At 48.5% G+C, this 20,295-nt stretch carries 11 protein-coding genes and 1 tRNA gene; 3 read left to right on the top strand and 9 right to left on the bottom strand.

Translation table 11 applies throughout. The features are described from left to right. Positions 1 to 13: 13 nt before the first annotated feature. The 3 genes from NZM05_10880 to NZM05_10890 form a co-directional block, all read right to left on the bottom strand. Positions 14 to 1,405, bottom strand: coding sequence for a TolC family protein (locus NZM05_10880; GenBank protein ID MCS7014115.1), 1,392 nt, complete (start codon positions 1,403 to 1,405; stop codon positions 14 to 16). 164 nt (positions 1,406 to 1,569) lie between these two features. Beyond that, a complete protein-coding gene (locus NZM05_10885) occupies positions 1,570 to 2,934 on the bottom strand; it encodes a hypothetical protein (protein MCS7014116.1) in 1,365 nt (454 codons plus the stop codon). A gap of 32 nt (positions 2,935 to 2,966) precedes the next feature. Beyond that, complete coding sequence (locus NZM05_10890; protein ID MCS7014117.1) at positions 2,967 to 4,811, bottom strand: M14 family metallopeptidase; 1,845 nt, start codon at positions 4,809 to 4,811, stop codon at positions 2,967 to 2,969. Positions 4,812 to 5,066: 255 nt separating this feature from the next. Between NZM05_10890 and NZM05_10895 the strand changes: the two genes are divergently transcribed. Continuing rightward, a tRNA-Ala gene (locus NZM05_10895) sits at positions 5,067 to 5,139 on the top strand. Positions 5,140 to 5,211: 72 nt separating this feature from the next. Continuing rightward, on the top strand, positions 5,212 to 7,374 hold the full coding sequence (locus tag NZM05_10900) for a tetratricopeptide repeat protein (protein ID MCS7014118.1): 2,163 nt from the start codon (positions 5,212 to 5,214) through the stop codon (positions 7,372 to 7,374). 87 nt (positions 7,375 to 7,461) lie between these two features. Here the strand turns inward: NZM05_10900 and NZM05_10905 are convergent, their stop codons facing one another. The 4 genes from NZM05_10905 to NZM05_10920 are packed head-to-tail and all read right to left on the bottom strand — an operon-like array spanning position 7,462 to position 15,555. Continuing rightward, positions 7,462 to 8,352 carry a hypothetical protein gene (locus NZM05_10905; protein MCS7014119.1) on the bottom strand — a complete coding sequence of 297 codons (891 nt, stop codon included), beginning with the start codon at positions 8,350 to 8,352 and terminating at the stop codon, positions 7,462 to 7,464. 34 nt (positions 8,353 to 8,386) lie between these two features. Further along, positions 8,387 to 10,579 carry a ComEC family competence protein gene (locus tag NZM05_10910; GenBank protein MCS7014120.1) on the bottom strand — a complete coding sequence of 731 codons (2,193 nt, stop codon included), beginning with the start codon at positions 10,577 to 10,579 and terminating at the stop codon, positions 8,387 to 8,389. A 60-nt stretch (positions 10,580 to 10,639) separates the two neighbouring features. Next, entirely contained in the window at positions 10,640 to 12,280 is a 1,641-nt protein-coding gene (locus NZM05_10915; protein ID MCS7014121.1) for a diguanylate cyclase, read from the bottom strand. Next, positions 12,277 to 15,555, bottom strand: coding sequence for an ATP-binding protein (locus NZM05_10920; GenBank protein ID MCS7014122.1), 3,279 nt, complete (start codon positions 15,553 to 15,555; stop codon positions 12,277 to 12,279). Before NZM05_10920 ends, NZM05_10915 begins: the two co-directional genes overlap by 4 nt. 207 nt (positions 15,556 to 15,762) lie before the next feature. Here NZM05_10920 and pyrE point away from each other — a divergent pair, with 207 nt between their 5' ends. Beyond that, entirely contained in the window at positions 15,763 to 16,356 is a 594-nt protein-coding gene (gene pyrE / locus NZM05_10925) for an orotate phosphoribosyltransferase (GenBank protein MCS7014123.1), read from the top strand. A gap of 4 nt (positions 16,357 to 16,360) precedes the next feature. Here pyrE and priA read toward each other — a convergent pair whose 3' ends face one another. Continuing rightward, on the bottom strand, positions 16,361 to 18,838 hold the full coding sequence (gene priA, locus NZM05_10930) for a primosomal protein N' (protein ID MCS7014124.1): 2,478 nt from the start codon (positions 18,836 to 18,838) through the stop codon (positions 16,361 to 16,363). Positions 18,839 to 18,873: 35 nt separating this feature from the next. Next, entirely contained in the window at positions 18,874 to 20,274 is a 1,401-nt protein-coding gene (locus NZM05_10935) for an MBL fold metallo-hydrolase (protein MCS7014125.1), read from the bottom strand. Positions 20,275 to 20,295: the final 21 nt, after the last annotated feature.

Raw genomic sequence — 20,295 nt, forward strand, 5'->3', positions numbered from 1 at the left:
AGAGTTATGTGGATTAAAGCCCGTCGATATCGACCGTGCCCAGAAAGTATTCCAAGACTTTTTTCTGGAAGGTAAAGTTGAACAGTGCTTGGGCTTGGTTGGACTGTGCTTGCACCAGTGCTGCTTGCGCTGCTGCGACTTCCACAAAGTTTGCTGAGCCCACTTCGTAGCGCTTTTGCACTGTCTCAAAAGCTTGCTGTGCCGCTAAGAGACCTTTGCGTGCGCTTTCCAGCTGTTGAATGGCTGCACGGTAATCGCCTAATGCTTGCCGCACTTCGGTGACAACGCGAATCTTTAGGTCTTCATACTGCAGCTCTTGGTTGCGATAGGCGATATAGGCTTGCTCCGCACGCAAGTTGGTGCTGAAGCGGTCGAAGAGTGTCCAGCTTAGCTGCACGCCAATGTTAAAACTCACTTGCTTGCCGAGTTGCTCAGCAATGCTAGGCAGAACAGGATTCGGCACTGCATCACCATCAATAGTCTGACTGAAGACATTGAAGCCACTGGTGAAGAGGTTGAAGTTCAGGTTTACGGCTGGAAAGAAGGTGCTACGCGCTTGTGCCATCTGCCACGAGGCTGCCTCCAGATTTTCTTTTGCGGCTCTCAGGTCTGCCCGCTGCTCTTGGGCTGCGGCAATCAGCCGCGCTTCATTTTGATACTCTGCCCCGAGCAGTGCTGTATCAACGGGCGGCACTTCTAACACATAGTCCTTTGATGGGTCTAACCGAATCTGCCGAATCAGTGCTAGCTTGCTGTTGCGTAGTGTATTCTCCGCTCGAATGACTGCCAGCTCATCAGCGGCTTTTTGCGACTCTTGCTGATAGAGGTCTGCAATTGCACGCGAGCCCAGCCGCGTTTGCTCTTGCAGTTGGCGCAAGCGCTCCTGCGAGACCTTCAAGTTTTCTTGTGCGATACGCAGCAGCTCTTGGTTGAGCAGCACCTGCAAGTAAGCCTGTGCCACGCTGAAGGCAATGTCCTGTTTAGCGCGTTTAAGTGTGTAGCCTGCCCCTTCACGAGCGTGAATCGCATTTTGCAGCGCTGCTTGGTCAGCCAGTCCATTAAAAAGGTTTAGTGAGGAGTTTAGGCTAAAGCCAATAGAGGTTGTGCGCTGACCAAATAGTGGGAAAATTACTTGACCGCCCGGCAAAGTAGTCGGGTTAATGCGTTGATTGAGATTGAATGGTGTGTAAGTTGTTCCAACGCTGACTGTCGGCAAAAATTGACCATAGGCTTGAAGCAGCTGTGCTCCTGTCAGTTCGTAATTGTTCTTTGCTTGCAGCGTAGCCACAGAGTTTTCAATCGCAAGACGCACCGCCTTCTCTAGCGAGAGCGTTTCTACAGCGGTCTGCGCAAACAGAGCAGGCGACAAAAGTAGGCTTAGAGAGGCAAGTAGCAACTTTTTCATAAAGTTTGCCAGCGGTTAAGTTCTTCCTTTCAAGATAGGTTGATTGAAATCCCGTGCTGAAAATGTGCAAAATGTGCTTGCGATAACGTGGTGTGATAAACAGCACACACTAACGACACGTTTGCTCTAAGGTTTCAAGGTTTTTGCGGCTGTCCAAGTAGGGGTTACGGATTCTTCTGCGTCTGCGACATATGCGCCTTCAGACCGTCGATAATAATCTTGAGCAGAAAGGCGTTCTGTGGCTCTTTCTCAAGCAGCGCTTCATAGACCTTGATGGCTTTGGCAAATGCACCCTGCGCCACAAAAATCTCCGCCAGTTGCCGCGTTGGTGTTTTGATTTCTTCGTCGTCATCAAATGGCTTACGCTGTTCTGCAATCGGCGTTGGATCGTTGGTTTCCTCTATGGGCAAGGGTTTGATGTTGGAGAGGGCTGCCGCCAATGCTTCTAATTCATCTGGCTCTTCCTGCTCTCCTTGCTGCACAGTGCTTTGCTCCGTTGATACTTTGTGCTGCAAAGTTGGCTCTGAGGCGATGTTTCCATTCGGGCGAGCTGCTTCTGATGGCGTTTGTAATGTGGGCGCAGCAGTTTGAGTCTCTTTCATGCTCACACTAGACTTTGCCGGCGTAGTCGTTTTTTCAGCTGCCCTTTCTTCCCCAAATGAAATGCGGGAGAGCACTTCCGCCAGCTTAGCTTTGTCGAGCGATACTTTCGGCGTCTCATTCTCCAGCACTGGCGGCTCTTGATGCGGTGCAGGAATCTTTGACAGGTCTAACACGGTATCGTATTTCGGCAGCGGTTTTGGCTCTGGTGAAAAAGAAATTTCAGGCAATTCTTTGTCTGGTGCGCCACCATATTCCCCAATAAATTCTCCTTTCTCGTTGAAAATATCCTTTTCCGTCAGCAGTCTCTCTTCTGGTTCTTCTGCTTTTGCGCCGTTCTTCTCTGGTTTAGCCTCCAGCACAGCTGAGGTAGACTGCATCACAGTCGCTTCAGCTTCTACTTTTGGGGTTTCAGGTTGAGGTGGCGTCTGGGCTACGGGCGATGGCGAAGTCGTCTGAGCTAATTCAGAAGAGATAGTGTGCGCTTTCAGAGGCACAGGCTGCGTGGTTTCAATCGTGCGTTGACTTTCTTGCGCTGCTGCAAAGCTCGGCACGCCTAACACGTCGGCTTGCTTGGTAGGCTCAGCGGTTGTGGCTGCCATTGCACCTAGGCCCTTCGGAGCAGAAAGTTGAATCAGCTCATAAAACGCCACTTCGTTTTGTGGCGCCAGCGCGCAGGCTTTTTCATACCACTGCTTTGCCGCACTTAGGTTGCCTAATGCCTTGTAAGCTCTGGCGGATAAAACTGCGAAGCGGTAGGACTGTTTGTAGTAAGGCTCAATAGCGCGTAGTCGCTCCAACGCTTCCTTAGCCTTGCCTTGCCGAATCCAACTCTCGGCGAGCGTTAAGGCAGCACTCGAAATGGGCTGTGCTTTCAGCCGTTCCAGCAGCAATTTTGCTTTTGCATCTGCCTCTTGCTTTAGCTTCATTTTAGATGCGCCTCATTTCGCATTTGAAAAACTCAATGCCTGCTTGACACTTCTTCGCACAGGCACGGTGAATAAATCACTGCTGAATAAGGCTTTTTTTCAATCAAACGAAACACAGGAATGCGGTTCATAAATTCATTATCATAACCGACCGCCGTCATAAAAAACTTCATCTTTTCTTGCTCACGCTCAGCTTCTGAGAGCGCAGGGTTTTTCTCAATCAGTTTCTCATAAATCTCTTTTGTGCGGGGTAGGTCAATAAGGTTATACTCGTATTCTGTGACAAAGTCCTTTTCGAAGCGCAGCTTGCCAGTCAAGTAGTTATCGAAGTAGTTCCAATGCGCAAGGCTATCGTCGGAGTCAGGTTCGAGCAATCCAGCAATCACATTTCCCGTCGGCTGATTCATTGGCACGAGGAAATCGCCAGCCTGAAAAGTCATCTCTTTGGGCACTCGTGCCACACTAAGTGTTACCTCCCGATGCCCTTGAAAGCATTGCTCTGATACCTGAATTTCTTTGACTTCAAAATACTCCACCTTTGCTGTAAAGGGACGTAGCAATTTTTCCACTACGACACCGTGCTGCAAAAGTTTTTCAACAATGCGGCGTTCAGACTTTGGCAACAGATACGCTAAGGGTCGGGGAACACTTCGCGTGGGCACAAAATGACCGAAGTACGGCGCTTTGTAGAGCTTCTTTGTTTTGGTGGGCAAAAAAGACACAGAACCGTCACGGTTTTTCTTTTCCTTGACGGCATAGCCTATCACCGTGACCGGTTCAGGGAAGGCTTGTTTAGCCACTTCAATTGCGATGAGATTTTTCTTTGGGTCGTAGTATTCGCCTTGTGCAATCGTTTCTGCAACGCATGCTCGCACCAGCTCCTTGATTTTGGCGGCATGGCGCGCCGTGTATTCCAAATTCTCACGCATAAAGTGATAAGCAGCTCGGATGCGTCGCTCGAAGGGAATGTAGGAATAGGTCTCCATCAAAATGGCGATACGGTTTTGCAGGCCACCATATGCCGCGCCAAAGCGAGCGTGATGTGAGTAAGTTGCCCAGCCTTCTTCGGGCTTGCGGAAATTGACAAAGTCGCCATAGTAAAACATCTCTATTCCTGTGTCGCGCTTGATTTTTTCTGCGACTTCAAGCAGCATGGTATCACGAATGAACTCAATCAGCCGTTTCGATGCATTAGGGTGCTGCGGGAAGCCAAACGTAAGGTCGTAGCCGTGCCGTGAGCCATCTGTCGTGTGCCCGTCTATAATGACATCTGGTTGCCAAGCAATGTAGAGATTCTTAATCAGGCAAGCCGTCTCTTCGGCTTCGATTTTCATATAGTCGCGATTTAGGTCTAAGCCCACGGCATTGGTGCGAATGCCCACGCCATTTTCAGGCCCGATTTGCGACAAGCGATTGGCCTCACTTAGGCGTTCATTGCCGTCAGCGTTGTAGAGCGGCACGACGAGAATAATCAGTTCATCCAGCAGCTTGTTGAGTTTGCCGAAAGCAAGGTCGCGCATCAAAATCATGGACGCTTCCTTTGGACAGACCTCGCCAGCGTGAATATTGTTTTGTAGCAGCACAATTGGCTTTGATGACTGCACCGCCTGAATCGGCGAAAAAATTTGTGGTCTTGAAAAGACCGCAAGCCATAGCGTTCTGCCCTCGGTGGTCTTGCCAAAGCTATGCAGTGTCATTTCCGTCGTGTGCGACCTTAGCTCAAGGAGAAAGTTCGTTACATCTTCGTAGCTCGATGTAGACTTGAAGCCTGTTTTTTCCGCTCTGGAGTAAAGCGCATCAGGAAATTTTTCTTTTGCACTCTTCCCCTGCCCAATGCGGGTAAAGTATGCGGCAGCTTTCAGAGAGCGTTTTGCCATTGTGTTAAAGAAAATTTCAGCAAAAGTTAGCCTAAGTATGCCTGAGCTGTAAGATAAGGCTTTTAGTCAGACTCCAAAACAGTTTTGGCACTGCTCATCACTGTGGGCATGTTTCCAATCCGAACTGCAAAGTCCCCTCTTCTCCCGAGAAAGAACGGAGGTGAGGTTTATGCCAATTAGTGACACATTGAATTAAGAATACTCTTGCACTGTTGCTTGTAAATGTGTATTTTTGTAGCTCAGTTTTAAGTTTTCGGGGCTATAGCTCAGTTGGTAGAGCGCTGCAATCGCACTGCAGAGGTCAGGAGTTCGAATCTCCTTAGCTCCACTCATCGCTTTGCCTGCGCTCGCACTGGAAAGTTGTTTGCCTCACTTATCAGTCTGCTAAAGCTGTATCAAGATGGCTCGCCGTCGTTCTTGTCAGTCAGTCCTGCCTGCTGCAGAGATAGAAAATCTTTTGAGTCGTGCTCGGCAACTGCGTTACAATGCTGCGCAAGAAGCCTATACCCTTGCCGAAGAGGCACTTCGCTGTGCGCAGGTCATCGCCGCTCCCTCTCTCATTCTGGATAGCATTCGGGAGCTGGCTATTTGCTCACACGTTCTTGCCGACTATCCCCAAGCGATTGCTTGGGCTGAGCTACTCTTAAAGGAAGCAATATGCTACAACTTGCCAGAGCGGCAAGCCAATGCTCATACGCTGCAAGGTATTAGCTATCAGGAAATAGGCTACTTAGATAAAGCATTAGTGCACTTAGAAACTGGTCTTGCTATGCACAAGCAAGGCGGTCGGATGCAACATGTCGCCTCTGCCTTTTTCAACATTGGCAACATTTATGCTTTCAAAGGTCAGTTTGAAACCGCACTCGGCTGGTATCAGCATGCGCTGTCGCTTCAAGAATTTGCCTCACGTGAGTTACTGGCTCGCCTACTCAACAGCATTGGCTATGCTTACTACCATCTTGGTAACCATACCGAAGCTCTGCAATACCTCACAAAGTGCTTAGCCATTACGGAAGCCGATGACTTTAAGTTTATGCAAATCACCGTGATGGAAAATCTCACGGAGCTATATGTCAACTACGGTGATTATGCGACCGCACTCAATTTTTGCATACAGGCTCTCATGCTCTCAGAGCAACTCCAGAGCCATCGTGAGATTGCAAACAATAAGTTAGACTTAGGCACAATATATCTGCAGATGGGCGATGCCGCTGCGGCAATTATTCAGTTTATTGATGCCCTCGCCACTGCGCGGCATTTAGGTATGGTATGGGTGGAAATCACTGCGCTCCTAAAGCTCGGTGAAGCCTTCGCTGCACTGGGTGAGCTACAGAAAGCCACTGCACAATTTTCACAGGCGCAGCGCTTAGCCAAAGAACTTGGCTATATGTTTTTAGATGCTCGAGCACAGCTGCTCTGGGCGAAAGTGCTTCTTGCTGAGAAAAAGACACAGGACGCACGCCTACTCCTCACTCAAGGACTTGCCCTCACACAACAAATTGGCGCTAAAGTTTTGGAGCAGCAGTATTACGAAACACTCTCTGTGTTCTACCAATCACTGGGCGACTTTTCCAGCAGCATACGCTACGCAAAGTATGCCGAATCGCTGTATACACAGCTCAATGCCAATAGGGCTACGCGCCACCTATTGATGGAGCTCGAGACCCAGCGATTCCTGAAGATGCAGACCTCTCCCAAACCTCCTGATGTGGACATTGCTCTGCAGGTCGCTCGCAAAGCTATTGAGCAGAAGTATCTTCAGTTACCCTTCAAGCCCTCTTCCTCCGCTACTTTCACTGCTAATAAAGGCACGGTTAAATTACCCACCATCTTTGTGAAAACCTTTGGTGAATTTTCTGTAACGATTGATGGACGCACACTGACTAAAGCAGACTGGCAGCGGAAAAAAGCGCGCGACATCTTTAAAATCTTGCTCATTCATCACCAAAAAGCGGTTACTATTGATGAGCTGATAGAGTGGCTATGGGGCAGCGACGCAGAAAAAGACCCGCAGCAGATTATTAAAAATAGCATCTCTTTTATTCGCAAAGCTCTCGAGCCTCATCTTTCACCCAGAGAGCCTTCGCAATTTCTCCGCACCGAAACGAAAGCATACATATTAGACTTAGGAGAAAACGCATTCATTGATTTTCTTGCCTTTAAATCTTTACTTCAAGCAGCCGCATCGCAGCCTGACCCTACCCCTCTTTACAAACAGGCTATTTCACTTTACACGGGTGATTTTCTCAAAGAAGACCTCTATGAAGAATGGTCCGCTTTTGAGCGAGAACTGCTCAAAGACACTTACCTTAATGCGCTGACTTACTTAGCCGAATCTGCGCTGCAACGCCACCAAGACGATGAAGCGACGCTCTATGCTCGCCAAATTCTTGCTACTGATCACACTTACGACAAAGCCTACGCCATACTTTTGAAACTACTCACTAAGCAAGGCAATATCGCTGAAGCCCACAAAGTGTATAAGCAGTGCAAGGAAGCATTTGAGAAAGAGTTAGGCATATCACCACCTCTATACTTGCAGAGCTTACTGTCCGCACATTAAAAATTTCTTCCACTGGCAAAGACCAACTTTGCATCACAGCTGGCATGCTTTCTTGTGGCGGAAAAGCGCATGCACTTATGTAGCTGGTTACACAGGCGGTCGTTTATACTCGCGCGCTTTTAGGAGTAATGTGCCGCCATTTGCGTATTCAGCCTTGACTAAGATATGTGGGTGCGCCATTTCAAACCAATACCAGTCTTTTTGTTTGGCATCACGCTCGACGGAAACTTTCCAGCAGGCAATTGTGCCACATTCTGTCTGCAGTGTATCTAATGTTTCCACTTTGTAATCGCCTTGAAAATACTGCGGGGCTGCTGCGCCACGCGAGAGCTGTGAAACCAATGTGGGTCGCACGAACTCTAAGCCTTCACGAAAATTTAAGCTTCGAAGCGAGAGCGAAATTTGGTCTTCAAAGAATGTATCGTGCTGCAGTTCGTATTCTCCTTCACCATTGGTGGCAAAAGAATTTTGGCAAGTGAGCTTCAACTTACCGACCAAGCGTTGGAGCGCTTTGTTAGCGATTCCCTTTTCGTCCTGCCACGACGCAATGTAGCGCGCAACCTTGAAGGGTTCACTTTTCAGCACTGCAATCCACACTGAAGCTTGTGTCGGCAGTGGCTCTTTGCTATACCGCCACATTGTCTGCTGCACCAAAACAGGATAACGGTCGCTTCGCAATGTGTCATCGCTGATGGTATGAAACTCTTTGGACAGAAAAACCTGTGCCGTTAGTCGCGTCTCGGTAAATGTTCTTGTCTCCCCATTCACTTCTTGCTCGACGACGTATTCTGCCAATTCTACCGCATGATTCCAAAGAGAATCACTTGCCCATTTTGGGTTAATAAGTCCAAATCCTGTTTGCTCTGGTCTTGTCTGACGCTGCTCAGTTGCCACGACCTCAATTTTTTGCGCCAAAAATTTCGGTGGCTTTCCATCACAACTGGAAAGAATTACAAGCAGCCCTGCTACAGAAGACACTGCAATTTGCTGCGCTCTTAATCTTCTCAAGCTTTTAAGGCAGAGTGAAAAGAATTTGTCCATCTCGCTCAGTTGTTTTTATTTGCTGCATTGATTTTGCAAATCGATAGAACTGCTTTCGTGCAAATGGATTTTTCATTGCGCTCAGGTCTACTGAAACGAGTCTTGGTTGCGCATAGTTTATCCAGTCTCGTAATGCCTTTGCTTCGCGCAATCCAAACTTTTTCAGTCGTACCATTGCTACAGGCACCTTGAAAAAGTCTGAACACTTTAGCGATAGTGGATTTAAGGCCACTAAAAACCGACACTTTTTTGAGACAACTTTTAGCAGCGCTCGCTCAGGACGATATGCTACCAGCGTCTGAAGCCGCAGCGTGTGGTCTTTCCAGAGCATTTTTTGCGTTGCTGGAACCGTAGCAACGATGCTTGGCGGAGAACTGGCTTGCAGAAACGCGTCCAGCGTATCACATCTAAACACTTGAAGTTGCTTTTGCACGCGCTTCCACTGCCGCTCTGAGACCCCTGCATCAATAAGCACCGTCTCCGAAGCAGTTTTAAATATCACTGAGCTACCACGCCCAATTGCATTAAAAATCAAAACTGGTTCATCCTTCTCTTTTAGTAAAGTCGAAACGACCAGCCCTGTTGCAAAAAGTAGCGTACCAATCAATAGCCAAGCACATTTTCTTGGCTCTTTTCGTTGCATCACAGTTGCGACGATAAGAAAAAACAATATGGTCTCGCTAGTGGATATCTTCAGCTCTAAATTTGATAGTGGCACTCGACTAAAAAATTCCGCCATCGCAATTGCACCTCGCACAAGGTAGTAGGCAGAGATGGCATAATACTCTCCAAATCCACTCCCCAAAAGGTCAAAAAATAACGACAGCATTGATGCAAATAGCGCAAGGCTCATCATATCCGTTACAAACAAATTTGCTAGCAGCCCTAATAGTGGCACACTTCCAAAGTAGTGCGACACAAAAGGGGCTGTGCCAATACTGGCTGCAACGGTCAGAGCCAGTGCATCCCAAGCATATTTTGTGACTTGTTCCCACCAACGCTCTTTTTCAGGCGCATATAGACCCGAAATTTTTGGGTAAATAAGTAGAATAGAGGCGACTGCTGCATTTGTGAGATGAAAACTCACGCTGAACAGCTCCCTTGGGTTCAGTGCTAACATTATTACTGATGCAGCCGCAAGCGTGTTCAAAGAGGATGATTTTCGTTCAAGTACGCGACCTAACTCAAACAAAATTGCCATTATTACTGCACGCTTTACTGGTGGTGAGTTTCCAGTAATGTTGCTGTAGTAGACCAGTGCAATGGTATAGATGCCAAATGCGACCCACTTACCTACTTGCGAGATTTTTAGCCGCTGTAAGAAAAGATTGAGCACCAGCGCAATCAGCCCAATATGCAAGCCAGAAATTGCGAGCACGTGAATTGTGCCTGTCTTTTGAAACGCCGCTCGCACTTCATCAGAAATATCGCTTCTATCGCCCAACATCACCCCCTTGATGAAAGCTCGTTCATCACCTGCTGGAAAAAGTCGTTCAATGCTCTCTGAAAGCGCATAGTAAGCTGTCCAAACAAACTGACTTTCTAACCACCCTCCTTTCGTTTCACCTGTTTTCAGTAGTGCCTTCTTGTCGGAACTCACAAGTAAAAGGTCAATCCCTTTTTCCGCTAGAAAGGCGCGGTAGTCAAATTCTCCTTGATTGAGTGCTGCTTTTGGAAATTCCAGTTTTCCTTGTAGCCAGCACATCTCACCAATTTTGAGATGCACTTCACTTGTGTCTTTCTGATAGCGCCTGATGCGCACTACTCCCGACACACGCAATGTCTCCGACGCAATTACAATACGCTCTATGCTCGCCGTCCACTGAGCCACCTGATTTTTTGTTTTTGCATCACTTTCTGCTCGCGTTAAAGCAACGACCTCTTTGTTTGCAAAGTGCAGAATAGAGTTAGGTGGCACTTGTGTTTCTAGTGACGCAAGGTAAGCTGCAAAGCCTGTGGGCACACTGAGGAGGTAGCTAAGCGTCCAAGTGTGGCGGAACCATCGGTTTGGATATTTCTTATCCAAGAGCACTGCAAGGAGCGTAATGAGGAGCAACCCCACTGTTATCCCATACCAGACTTTCATCAAGTTTGGGAAAGTGTGCCCCAGCAGAATTCCAAGCACGATTTGAATCAGAAGTCGCAGAGCAGGATATGCCACCATTTCGGATGCTCATTTCTGTTGCTGCTGGTTCTTCAGTGTGAGGCAGAATTGCTTGTGTGGTTAATACATTACGCAGTTACGTCCCATCGTCTTAGCTTCGTAGAGCTTAGCATCGGCTGCAAGGAGTAGATGCTCTGTTGTCTCTTTTGCAATGCTGTCAGCAACGCCGAAGCTCATCGTCACTTTGAGGCTTGGATCGAGGCTTTGCCAGTGGTAGGCTTCCACAGCGGCACGGATTTTCTCGCAGGCAACAGCTGCGTTTCGAACTGGTGTTTCTGGAAAGATAAGGGCAAATTCCTCGCCACCATAGCGTGCCACCACATCAGAGATGCGTGAGCTTTGACGCAAAATCAGCCCTACAATTTTTAGGACTTCATCGCCAATTTGGTGAGAATATGAATCATTGATTTGCTTGAAGAAATCAATGTCTGCAATCGCCAAAGAGAGCACACTACCATACCGACGTGCACGCTCAAATTCTCTCTGCAGCGCTTCATTGAAATAGCGGCGGTTATAGACCCCTGTCAGTCCATCAGTGGTAGCTTGCAGAAGCAGTTGCTCGGCTTGCTTTCGCAGCATCGCATTGATTTCAGCCAGCTCAATTGTCTTGCGCCGATACTCTTCCGCCTCGCGTTGCTTTTTCTCCAGCTCGTATTGCACCTGCAGACTACGCAGTCGCCGCTGATTTTCTTCGCTCATTACCGAGCGCTCAACAAGATGAAATTGCTCGTAGTGCTGCAAAGCCGTCTTGAAATCACCTTTATACTTATGCGCCATCGCCAGCGCATAATGCGCCATTACAATTTGCGACTTGCAGTTGATATGCTCTGCCAAGTTTAGGGCGCGATACAGCGAGCCAGCTGCTTGCTCATGTTGCTGGCGTGCTGCATAAATTTTTCCAATTAAGATGAGTGTTTCAGCAATGCCCGCTTTGTTTTGCAGTGCTTCTTTAATCGATAGACTTTGCGAGAGCATCTCGAGCGCCTTTTGATAATCCCCCATTTGCCCATACACCTCGCCTTTGTTCTGCAATGCGATTGCTTCACCGATTTGGTCACCCACTTGCTTTGCAATGCTTAGGCTTTTCTCAAAGCATTCCAACGCTTTCTCATTTTCGCCCAGTTTGCCATACACACAGCCAATGCTGGCATACATTTGTCCTTCACCGACTTTGTCTCTCAACCGCTCGCGCAGCACCAAACTTTCTTGGTAGTATTGTAGCGCCAGTGCGTACTCCTCGAGCAAAAAATACACTGCACCAATCGCTGCCAGCGACAGCGCTTCGCTATACTCTTGCTTGATGTCCTGACTTTGCTTTAGACTTTCAAACGCACACTCCAGTGCCTGTGGATAATCCCCTAATAGGCGATACACGGTGCTCAGATTATACAATACTGATACACTGCCTTCATAGTCTTCCAGCTGCCTAAATAGCATCAGCGCTTCTTTGAGCGCTTTGAGGGATTTGTCGTAGTTCGAGAGGTGCCAATGGCAGATACCAATGTTTCGCAGGCTGTAGGCCATTCCTGAAATGTAGTTTCTCAGTCTTGCCAGTTGGTAGGCTTCTTCGGCTTTGGTCAGTGCCAGCACGGCGTCTTGATGAATGAGCTGCGTAGCTGTGCTGTTAAGTGCATCCACACGCTCCCAGTCTCCCACCGCAGATGGCAGCACCGATTCTTCGGCTGAAAACTCCTCACTCATAACGACTCTTTTGCTATTGGAAGATTGATGTAGAATATACTACCTTTTCCCTTGCCTTCCGATTCTGCCCAGACTTTGCCACCATGCATTTCCACCAGTTGCTTGACAATTGATAAGCCTAAGCCGGTTGAGCTTTCGCCGCCAGTTGGACGGGCTGAGAGACGCTGAAATTTGCCAAAGAGTTTCTGCAGGTCGGTTTCACTCAGTCCTTGTCCTTCGTCTCTGACAGAAATAAGCACCGAGCGTGGCATCAATGCTTTCGCCGTTTGCAGCGTTTGCGCGTCTTCTTCGCCGATTTTCTTCACGCATACCCAAATTGTCTTGCCCTCAGGGCTGTATTTGATAGCATTGGAGATGAGATTTTCTAACACTTCTCGCATTCGGTCAGGATCTACCAGCGCTGTGCAACCCGTTTCGCCCTCAAAGACGATATTTTGATTTTTGCTTTGTGCTTGCACTTTGTTGTATGCAATGACTTCCTCTGCCAGACGCGACAGGTCACAGAGCGTTTTGCGCAGCTCAATTTTTCCTTCTTCCAGTGCAGCAGCCTCCAAAAGCCCATCAATGCTCTTTAGGATTCGGTCTGCAGCATTTAGGATAGTTTGCACCATTAGGTAAATGTCAGAATTCGGCTCTGTTCTTTCCTGAATAAGCATTGCAAGACCTAGAATTGATTGAAGTGGGTTTTTGAGGTCGTGTGCGACAACGCTCAGTAGCTCTGTTTTCATTCGGTTTGCTTCTTCTGCTTTCTGACGCAGCGCTTCTGCTTCGTAGCGCTTAATTTCCATTTCCTCTTGTGCTTGCCGTGCTTCCTGCAACGCAATTTCCAGCCGCTCTTTGGCAATTGCCAAATCCTGCGTGCGTTTCTCGACCAGCACTGAAAGCTCCTTTTCTCGCCGAACGATGCTGGCTACCCGCCAGCGCGAAATCCCTACGCCCAGCAAAACAAGGCTCACCGATACTATTCCCAAAAACCACGTGGTTTGGTAAAAAAACGGCTCAATGGTGAAGGTTACAGTTGCGCCTTGCTTATTCCAGACCCCGTCATTATTACACGCTATTACTCGAAATGTGTAGGTATTTGGCGGTAAGTTGGTGTAGTATGCCTCTCGGCGCGTGTCGGCATTGTTCCAGTCCTTATCGAAGCCAACCAGTTGATAGCGAAAGCGCACTTTCTTGGGAGCCAGCAGCGATAGACCTGTGTAGTGAAATTCCAGCTTGCTTGTGCCTGCTCTGAATACCATCGGCTTTTCCTTCTCTACCAGTTGATTATCAACATAGATTTCTTCAATATGCACAGGCGGCGGTATGGGGTTTTTCGGCAAATCTTTTGGATTAATTCTCACCGCACCTTTTGCAGTTGGAAACCAGAGCATTCCATCACGGTCCTTACACGCTGAGGCGGGTGTGATGCCTTCATTTGTTTTCATACCTGCTTCTGTGCCAAAGGCTCTGGACGAAATTTTCTGCCGCTTTCCTTCGGCAAATTCGGTTAGCTCTGCTTTGCTTACACAAAAGATCCCTGTGTTGCAATTCATCCAAAGGTACCCTTCATCATCTTCGAGAATCTGAAACACATCATTGCCATACAGTCCATCTTTTGAGGTATAAGCTGTAATGCGCCCCTCCTTGATGCGCGACAGTCCGCCTGACGTGCCTACCCAAATTGTGTGCTCTTTATCTTCATAGACCGTGAAGACTACATCACCAGACAGATTGTCCTGCGAGGTGTAGGCCGCAAATTTCCCGTTCTTGTAGTAGTTCAGTCCTCCCCCATCGGTTGCAATCCAGATTGTGCTATCGGAGCTGCAATAAAGTGCAATAATAGAATTATGCGTTAGCCCGTCTACTGTGGTGAAGGTGGTGAATTTACCATCTTTGTAGCGTGATAGCCCGTGGATATTTGTGCCTACCCACAGTGCGCCTTCGTAGTCTTCCACGATGGTGCGCGTGCCATTGTCGGCTAATCCGTCTTTACGTGTGAGCGCTTTAAAGGACTTTCCGTCGTATTGCAGAATGCCGCCGCCGAACGTTGCAATCCAGAACTTATTATCTTTGGCTCTCAGGAAAGCCCGCACGATATTTGTCGGCAAACCCTCTCGGGTAGTGAAAACTTGTACCTTTCCGTCTTTCCAGTGTGTCATTCCATTAAAAGAGCCAAACCACATTGACCCATCACGGTCTTGATAAATGGAGTAGGTTACATCATCTGCCAATCCTTCCAGCTTACCGAAGGTCAGAAACTTGCCATCACGAAACCGATTTAAGCCTGAGCGCGACGTGCCAAACCACAGGCTTCCTTCTCGGTCTTCACAAAAGGCATAGACGCGCATACCCTCAAAACCTTCCTTTTCAGTGAAGTTCTCAAACTTGCCACCGTAGAAGCGCGCCAGCCCACGAATTGTACCCACCCACAGTGCGCCACCTGAATCCTGAAAAATGGAATAGACTATTTCATTTACTAAGCCATCTTGGGTAGAATAGGTTACCCAGCGCACTTGTTCAAAGCGTGCCATCCCTGCATTTGTGCCAATCCAGATATTGCCACTCCGGTCTTCATAGATGGTGCGCACGAAATCGTTAGGCAATGGCGCTACTTTCGTTTTGCTCGTGAAAGAGGTTGCCACGCCATTTTCCAACTTCCATAGCCCCAAATCCGTGCCTGCCCATACCACACCTTTTGAATCTACTACAACCACATTGATACTATTGCTTGGCAGCCCATTGCTGATAGTGTAAGTTGTTATCTTTCCTGTGCGCCAATCCAGCTTTACCAATCCCTTGCGTGTGCCTAACCAGAGCAGGTTTTGCACTGAGTCATAGCCAATGCTTGTGATAATGTTGCTTGGTAAGCCATCTTTCACTTGATACACCTCAAAGCGCCCTGCCTTGAACCGCAATAATCCTCCACCATTGGTGCCAATCCAGATTGCACTATCTGCTGTCTCTTTTAGTGCCAGCACCGTGCTATTTTGAAAGGCAGGTGTATTCCGTTGATTGAAGACCACAAAACGCGCCCCATCAAAACGAATCAAGCCATCGTAAGAGCCTAACCAGATGTACCCGTTGTTTTCACCGTATTGAGTCTGCAGAACGGCTAATACCGACTGATGCGGCAGCCCATCTTTCTTCTCCCACACTTCATAGTTGTACTGGGTGATTTTTTTCTTGGGGTCTAAGGCGAATAGTGGTGTGCTCAGTAGTATCCAGATACAAAGCAGTTGCACTGTAAGCTGGCTTTCTTTCCAGCCGCACTTCAGCTTCTTTGGCAGCATACTTAGCATTTGGCGTTGCGGTGCCAGACTCTCGTGAAGAAACTTTCTCAGAGCAAACACATTGCAAGCTTCTTCTTCCGTCACTTCCGTTTTGCGCTTTTGAAAATAGCTAAAATTCACTTAACCTAATTCTTACAGACTTGCCTGCGCAGCTCAGCGAGGCAATCGTGTCAGCTCGCATCGCCAATTGACATAACTGCTTTCAACATGGGACTCAGTCAGGAAGAACTGCTTGCGCTTTTCAAATCCACTGGTGCTTTGCTCGAGGGACACTTTCTCCTCTCGTCAGGGCTGCACAGTCCGCATTACTTCCAATGTGCGAAGGTCTTGCAGTATCCGCGCTACCTAATGATGCTATGTGAGCCTATTGCGGCACATTTTGCTCATTCCAACATCGATGTTGTCATTTCTCCTGCCTTAGGTGGTATTGTGGTAGGCACGGAAGTCGGTCGCCAGCTCAATGTGCGCACAATCTTTGCCGAGCGTGAAAATGGTGTCATGACGCTGCGTCGTGGGTTCGAAATTCAGCCCGGTGAGCGCTGCCTCGTGGTTGAAGACGTGGTGACGACAGGTGGCTCTGTTAGAGAAGTTATCAGGATTATTCAAGACAGGGGTGGCGTAGTGGCAGGCGTTGGTTTCATCGTTGACCGCAGCAATGGCAAGGTGCAACTGGCCGATGACCAATTTTCACTCTTGAAGTTAGATGTAGTGGCTTACCCACCCGACCAAGTTCCCCCTGAGCTTGCGAAAATTCCTCTTACCAAGCCTGGTAGTCGTCCGCAGCCGTCAAGTGCCGCATAACTTGCTACATCATATTTTGCGGATCGACATCGACTTCTAATCGCACAGTGCTGTTCCACTTTTTGCGAAAGTGGAGTTGCACTTGCCGCAGCACCGGCTTTGTGAGCCGTGCCCCTCGCTTTTGCTTGATCAGAATCTGGTAGCGAAATTGTCCTTTGAGCTTTGCAATGACTGCGGGCGCAGGTCCTAAGAGGTCAAACTGCTCTGCATCTAACAGCGCTTGCAGCATCTGAGCAAAATCGTTTGCTGCCGCTTGCACATCAGACTGATTTTTGCCCGAGAACCCAATCTTTACTAGTCTTGAAAAAGGCGGATAGGCGGTTTGCTGGCGGTAGGTTGTCTCATAGCCGAAAAAGCGCACATAGTCTTGCTGCAAGAGCAGCTTGAAGATATCGCTCTGCACGTTGTAGACCTGCAAATACACTTCTCCTTTCTTTCCTGCACGTCCTGCTCGCCCTGCTACTTGCAGAAGCAGCGCATAAAGCCGCTCCCCTGCTCGGAAATCAGGCAGTGCCAGTCCAATGTCGGCTGCCAGCGCTCCTACCAGTGTTACATTCGGGAAATCCAAGCCTTTGGCCACCATTTGCGTGCCCAGCAGAATGCGAGCTTTGCCTTCTGCAAACTCTCGCAAAATTTTGGCGTGGGCATCTTTGCGTGAAGTTGTGTCCAAATCCATTCGCAAAATGCGCTCGTTTGGAAAAAGCTGCTGCAGCTCCAACTCCACTCGCTCCGTGCCGCCTGAGCGAAAAGAGAGTTTGTCTGAGCCGCAGCGCCGACAGTGCGAAATCATTTCTTTGGTTTTGCCACAGTAGTGGCAGCGCAAGTGATTTTCCTGCAGGTGAAAGACCATTGGCACGCTGCACTCACTACACATCTGAATCCAGCCGCAACTTTCACAATAAATGCTGCTGGCGTAACCGCGCCGATTTTGGAACAAAATGACCTGCTCATTTTTTTCCAGACGCCTGCAAATCTCTTGGTAGAGTGTCTCAGATAGCGAGGGTGAGACTTTTTTTGCCCGTGCAATGTGAATGAGCTTGATGTCGGGCATTGTAGCCTTATCGGCGCGTTTAGTTAGCGAGAGCAGCTCATACTTGCCGATGTGCGCATTGTAGAATGACTCTACGGATGGTGTGGCTGAGCCAAGAATACATACTGCATTTTCGAATCGCGCTCGCATAACTGCCACATCTCGAGCGTGGTAGCGTGGCGATTGGTCGCATTGCTTGTATGAAGACTCGTGCTCTTCATCGACAATCACTACGCCTAAGTTTGGCAAGGGTGCAAAAATGGCTGAGCGCGGCCCCAGTGCAATTTTCGCACGACCGTGTTTCAGACTCTGCCATGCATCAAACTTTTCGCCATCGGACATCGCACTATGCAGCACACGCACTTCATTGCCGAAGTGGCTACGAAAGCGTGATGCCGTCTGCGGGGTGAGTGAAATTTCAGGCACAAGGACAATTGCGCTCTTGCCTTGTTCTAAGGCTTTACGAATCGCTTCAATATACATCCAAGTCTTGCCGCTGCCTGTTACACCGTGCAAAAGAAAGGTCTGGAATCGCCCTTGCTCAATTGCAGTGGTCAAGCGGCGAACCACCTTTGCTTGCTCATCAGTGAAACGGATTTCTTTTTTCGTCTCAGAAAACGACTCCAAAAACTCTCGGCTGAGTGTTACCTTCTCACACGCCAAAATGCCTTTCTCCACCAGTGCATTCATCGTAGCACTGCTTGCCCCGATTTCTTCTGCAAAGGCAATTGGCTTATTTAGTTGAATGAACTTTTGCAGCGCTTCTTCTTGCTTTTTGGAGCGCCTGAGCGAATTCAGCACAGACAGTAGCTCTAACTCAGTGAGCGGTTTTGCAAGGCGATATGCTGTTTTGAGTTTTGGCTTTGCTTTCTGCGCAAACGTTTTTTTGATTTCAATCAGTCCTCCTCGTTCAAGTTCAGAGAGTGCTAGCCTTAAATGCTTCGTCCCCAAGCGCCGTTGCAACTGCAGTGTGGTCAGCTTCTTTTCTTGATGCAGCAGTTTCATAATGCTGCGCCGCAGCTCTGTCTTGATGATTTTCTCATCGGACGGAAGCAGCTCGAGCTCCTCGCGCAGCACAACAGTTTCTTTGGGGCGGATTCGCATTACAGAAGGCAGCACGGCGTAAATTGCCTCAATTGGGTAAGCGATGTAGTAATCTGCCATCCAGAGCGCCAGTTGCATTAGTTCTGGCGACAGGGCTGGTTCGCCATTGTCGAAGACATCAAGAATCTCGTTGCCTGTTGGCAGAGGGGTTTCCAACTCACTTGCCAGCGATGACACAAAGCCCAATCGCTCTGCAGGAGCGCTGCCTCGTCGGCGAAACCGCACCAACACACGGCTTCCTACTTGAACTGCTCCTAAAAATTCTGGTGGAATCAAGTAGGGGTATGCATAATCGGTGAGCGAATGTTCGACATACACGAACGCATATTGGGCATTTGCGTGCGCCATACCTGCGACAACTTGCCGCAAATTATTCAAAAGTTTTACTCTAACTCAAAACTTTCGCCCCGTGCAGGGATTTCCACGCGCTCAAACCCTAATTCATACAGCCCTGCCCGCAGGGCTTCGCAGGCTTCTTTTTCGCCATGCACAAGAAATAGCCCCCTCATTTGGCTTGTGCGATAGGGAGCCAAGTAGGCTAAGAGTTCTGCCCTATCAGCATGTGCAGAGAAATTATTCATCACGACCACTTCTGCCCGCAGCTTATATGGCTCACCAAAGATGTTGACGGTCGGCTGACGCTCCAAAATTTTTCGCCCTAATGTGTTCTCTGCCATATAGCCCACAATCAGCACCGTTGTTCTTGGGTCAGAAATATGGTTTGCAAGGTGGTGCACAATGCGCCCTCCTTCTGCCATACCCGAACCAGCAATAATAATGCAAGGCTCTTGCAACGTGTTGAGCCGCTTCGACTCTTCGACTGAGCGCACATATGTGATATGCTCAAACTCAAGTGGGTTTCGATCTTCGTAAATCAACCGCCGCATTTCTTCGTCAAAGCACTCAGGATGATAGCGATAGACGTTTGTTACTTCTTGCGCCAGTGGACTATCCAAATAAATCGTCATACTGCTGGGTATTTTACCTGAGTGGTAAAGCTGACTGAGGTAGTAGAGAATTTCTTGCGTTCGTCCCACGCTGAAAGCTGGAATCAAAATTTTTCCTCCACTTCGATAAGTGCGTTGCACCACGTCGGTTAAAATGCGCTCCACTTCATCTTTCGGCTTGTGCAATCGATTGCCGTATGTGCTTTCTGTCAGCAGGTAATGCACCTCACCGCAGTGTTCCGGCTCTTTGAGAATGGGCGTATTTGGTCTGCCCAAGTCACCCGTAAATGCCAAGCGGACCTTCTGCCCTTTCTCCTGAATGTCCAGCACGCTGATCGCCGAGCCCAGAATATGCCCAGAGTGGTAGAAGGTCAGGCTAATGCCATCTGCAATCGGGAAAGTTTTATGAAAGGGTAGCGAGATAAAGTATTCCAGCGTCGCTTGTGCATCTTCAATAGTGTAGAGCGGTTCTACAGGCGGTAAGCCCTTTTTGCGGTGTTTTTTCGTTACAAACTCCGCATCTCTTTCTTGCAGCAGGGCTGTGTCTTGAAGCATTACGGCAGCTAAGTCGCGCGTGGCAGGTGTTGCAAAAATTTTCCCTCGAAAGCCTTGTTTGACAAGGGTTGGAAGATTGCCACTGTGGTCGGTGTGTGCATGAGAGAGAATCACCATATCCAGCTCACTTGGCGAGAACAGGAAATGTCGGTTGCGTGCTTCTGCTTCAGCGCGTCGCCCTTGATAGAGACCGCAATCCAGTAAAATTTTCTGGCCATTTGCTTCCAACAGGTGCGAAGAGCCTGTGACGCCCTGAACTGCACCAATGAAGGTCAGTTTCATTCTTGCAACGCGCTCCTACTT

The sequence above is a fragment of the Chloroherpetonaceae bacterium genome (assembly GCA_025056565.1).
GTDB lineage: Bacteria > Bacteroidota > Chlorobiia > Chlorobiales > Thermochlorobacteraceae > Thermochlorobacter.

What these genes read in the sequence shown, in the direction of transcription:
- NZM05_10900 (MCS7014118.1), top strand. Translation starts at nt 5,212, where the DNA reads ATGGCTCGCCGTCGTTCTTGTCAGTCAGTCCTGCCTGCTGCAGAGATA.
- NZM05_10915 (MCS7014121.1), bottom strand. Translation starts at nt 12,280, where the DNA reads ATGAGTGAGGAGTTTTCAGCCGAAGAATCGGTGCTGCCATCTGCGGTG.
- NZM05_10890 (MCS7014117.1), bottom strand. Translation starts at nt 4,811, where the DNA reads ATGGCAAAACGCTCTCTGAAAGCTGCCGCATACTTTACCCGCATTGGG.
- pyrE (MCS7014123.1), top strand. Translation starts at nt 15,763, where the DNA reads ATGGGACTCAGTCAGGAAGAACTGCTTGCGCTTTTCAAATCCACTGGT.
- NZM05_10920 (MCS7014122.1), bottom strand. Translation starts at nt 15,555, where the DNA reads ATGCTGCCAAAGAAGCTGAAGTGCGGCTGGAAAGAAAGCCAGCTTACA.
- NZM05_10935 (MCS7014125.1), bottom strand. Translation starts at nt 20,274, where the DNA reads ATGAAACTGACCTTCATTGGTGCAGTTCAGGGCGTCACAGGCTCTTCG.
- NZM05_10885 (MCS7014116.1), bottom strand. Translation starts at nt 2,934, where the DNA reads ATGAAGCTAAAGCAAGAGGCAGATGCAAAAGCAAAATTGCTGCTGGAA.
- priA (MCS7014124.1), bottom strand. Translation starts at nt 18,838, where the DNA reads ATGGCGCACGCAAATGCCCAATATGCGTTCGTGTATGTCGAACATTCG.
- NZM05_10910 (MCS7014120.1), bottom strand. Translation starts at nt 10,579, where the DNA reads ATGGTGGCATATCCTGCTCTGCGACTTCTGATTCAAATCGTGCTTGGA.
- NZM05_10880 (MCS7014115.1), bottom strand. Translation starts at nt 1,405, where the DNA reads ATGAAAAAGTTGCTACTTGCCTCTCTAAGCCTACTTTTGTCGCCTGCT.